The organism is Subdoligranulum sp. APC924/74, from assembly GCF_003324125.1.
GTDB lineage: Bacteria > Bacillota > Clostridia > Oscillospirales > Ruminococcaceae > Gemmiger > Gemmiger qucibialis.
Genome location: NZ_PSQF01000163.1, coordinates 1 through 3078, shown reverse-complemented (window position 1 = coordinate 3078; position 3078 = coordinate 1). Strand labels below are relative to the sequence as shown.

Below are 3078 nucleotides of genomic sequence, written 5' to 3'. Positions count from 1 at the left end.
TTTTGGCAACGCAGATGCCGTGCCGCAGCTGCCGGAGCGGTGCTTAAGCCGCAAGGCGGGAATTGTGCGGTGTTGCCCTGATATATTCGAGATTTTTTGTCAATGTCATGACAGCAGATTCAGCGACACGGCGTCCAACTCCATACCGCTTTGACCGAAGTAGAAACGCAGGCAGAAAACTTCCCCCGCGTCAACGGCAGGCAGCGCCGCCGTAAACTCGCACCAGTCGGTCTGTGCGCCCGTGATGGTAATGGTTTTCACAAACACCCGTCCCGCAAAAATCGAAACCGGGATCTGGGCCAGCGGGCTGTTGCCCGGCATTGCGCGGCAGCGCAGATGCAGCGTGTATGCGCCGCCCTGCTCAACCATCACACAAAACGCAGTGGTGCGGCGGTAACCATTATCAATCGCGGCCGGGTCAATGCTTACGCCTCCATGTAATGTCAGGGGTTGGCCGTTCTGCGCCGCCTGCTGCATATCCTGCTCGGCCATCGCTTCCAACTGGGCATCCAACGCCGTGGTGCGGCCAATGCTGCGGCGGAACGCAGGTGTTTGCAGCAAAAAGCGGCAGATATTCGCCGCGCTGCGCTGCAGCTCGCCCCGGATCAGCCGTCCCTCTGTCAAAGCAACGGCCAGATCATCGCTGCCGGAGTTATGCTCCGGGTCCGTCACAACCATGAACACATCATTCTGGGCGCGAACCATCGCAGCCACATGCTTGGTGCTGCCTGCGCCGTCGCGGTCATTGCCATCGGCCCACCAGTCACTCATCACAATGCCGGTGTAACACCATTGGCCGCGCAAAATTGTTGTAACAAGGTCATAATTGCTGGCCGTCCAGTAACCGTTCAGCGGGTTATAGGATGTCATAATGGAGCGGGCATGTCCCTCTTTGACGGCAATTTCAAAGCCGCGCAGATAGATTTCCCGCAAAGCACGTTCCGATACAACCGATTCAACGAAGTGACGCCGGTGCTCCTGATTGTTCGTTGCAAAATGTTTGATGGTTCCGGTTACACCCCAGCGGTGCATCCCGCGCAGCTGAGCACAGGCCATTTTGCCGGTCAGCAGCGGATCTTCCGAGAAATACTCGAAGTTGCGGCCGTTCAGCGGATGGCGGTGAATGTTGATGCCAGGGCCAAGCAGCGTATCCACATGGTTTTTGCGCAGCTCCAGCCCTTCCATCGAGTAGAGTTCTTCGCTTAATCCCTCGTTGAAAGTCGCGGCCAGGCAGGTGCCATTAGGCATGGCAAAAGCAACGGTGCCGCAGTCCATACGGATACCGCTCGGCCCGTCCGAACAGCAGGCGGCAGGCAGCCCATAGCGCTGCAAAGCATCGCTGACGCCTCCGATTGCCCCAGCTGTCCCCGGCGTAACGCGCGGAGAGTTCATCCCCTCGCCCCGGACAATGGTGCAAAGCTCCTCATCGCTGAACTGTGCCACAAAGTCTGCCATCGCAGTGGTACCATCGGCCACATCCCGCAGGCGGATGCCTTTGTCGCCAGTCTGGAGCCATTCCCGCGGCAGGCGGGCGGCGCGGCGGGGCTCGGGCCGTTCTTCCTCGGTGGGCACGGGTTCCCATGCTGGGGTTCCATCCGCACCAGGGCGCAGGCGTTCAAAGGCTACAGCCGGAGCAGCTGCAGATTCCAACTGTTCCACCACCATCAACGGTAGTGTGACCGTAAAAGCTTCTTCCGCACTTCGCACATCGGTGCCAAGGCTGAAGCAATACTCGCCTGCTTCCAGCACAAAGGCAGACTTGTGCCCGGTCACACCGCTGTCATCATAGCTGGCAAAGTTACGCCACGGGGCTTTCAGTGTCAGGGTCTGGCTCTCCCCATGGGCCAGCGTTCTGGTTTTTGCAAAGGCGCACAGCACTTTGGACGGTTTCCCCAGCCGCCCCTGCGGCGCGGTGCAGTAGAGCTGCACAACTTCCTTGCCGGGGCAGCTGCCGGTATTTTGGACGGCAGCAAAGGCGGTAATGCCATCGGCTGTTTCATCTGCGCTCAACAGCCGAACTTCAAATTTTGTATAGGAAAGGCCAAAGCCAAAGGGATAAAGCACCTTTTCCGGTGCAAACGTTTCAAAATAGCGGTAGCCGACGTAAATATCTTCGGCATAGATGTTGCTGTCATCCGCCCCGTAATGGTCAGCCGCCGGATAATCTGCCGGGGTGCAGGCGATGGTATCGGGCAGTTTGCCGCAGGGGTTGACGGTACCGTTCAGCACATCCAGCACACCGCGGCAGCCTTCCTGCCCGCCCTGCCAGATGTACGCCACCGCGCCGGGGTTGTATCGCATGACCCACTGCATATCAATGATATTGCCAACATTCAGCAGCACCACAGATTTTTTGAAATGACGGCAAACCAGCGCCAGCATATTTTCCTCGCCCTCGGTCAGCAGAAAGCTGCCGGGAGCATTGCTATTGTCCTGGTCTTCCCCTGCCGTGCGACCGATGACAATAAATGCCGTTTCGGCACGCTGGGCCGCAGCGCGGACAAAGTCTTCATCCAGCGGCATTTCCGGCTGAAACCACGGTTCCTGTGCCCAGCCGGTTCCCATCTCGTAAGGGTGTTCCGCCAGCCATGCTGCATAGCGGGCCTGCACCTCGGCATCCAGCTGGTAGCCGTCCGGACCGCCCAGCACTTCGGGCAGGTTCGGCACATGGGCGGTGTTCACCAGCCCGCCGGACCCTGTGCCGCTTTGGTAATAGTGAAATTGCGCGTACCCAAATAAAGCTGCTCTGCCGCCGGAAACCAGTGGTAAGACAGCCTCATTTTTCAGCAGAACAATACCCTCTGCCACAGCCTGGCGAGCCAGCGCTGCATAACGGGACATTTCCAACATTGTATTTTTCATCATACTGAAACTCCGATACTGATGGATTGTAAATTCCAGCGCCACACTTAGTTATAATACACTATTTTCAGAATTTAGCAAGAAGTCCCTACGCGAGAAAGAAAGTTTTATTTGTCTTTGAAAAAAGTAAAAAGTTTTAGGCAATACCGCATAATTCTAAGTGCCGATACGGCGAGCGAGGTGCGGCAGATGCTAAGCCAAAAGCGCAGATAATAC

General features: G+C 57.2%; 1 protein-coding gene. It reads right to left on the bottom strand.

All coding sequences use genetic code 11. The features are described 5' to 3' along the window. Positions 1 to 105: 105 nt before the first annotated feature. Positions 106 to 2865 (bottom strand): glycoside hydrolase family 3 C-terminal domain-containing protein, encoded by a 2760-nt coding sequence (locus C4885_RS15835; RefSeq protein ID WP_199488133.1) that lies wholly within the window; start codon positions 2863 to 2865, stop codon positions 106 to 108. Between the last annotated feature and the right edge of the window lie 213 nt (positions 2866 to 3078).

Excerpts from the sequence above, each read along its gene's own strand:
- C4885_RS15835 (WP_199488133.1), bottom strand. The coding sequence starts at position 2,865 with ATGATGAAAAATACAATGTTGGAAATGTCCCGTTATGCAGCGCTGGCT.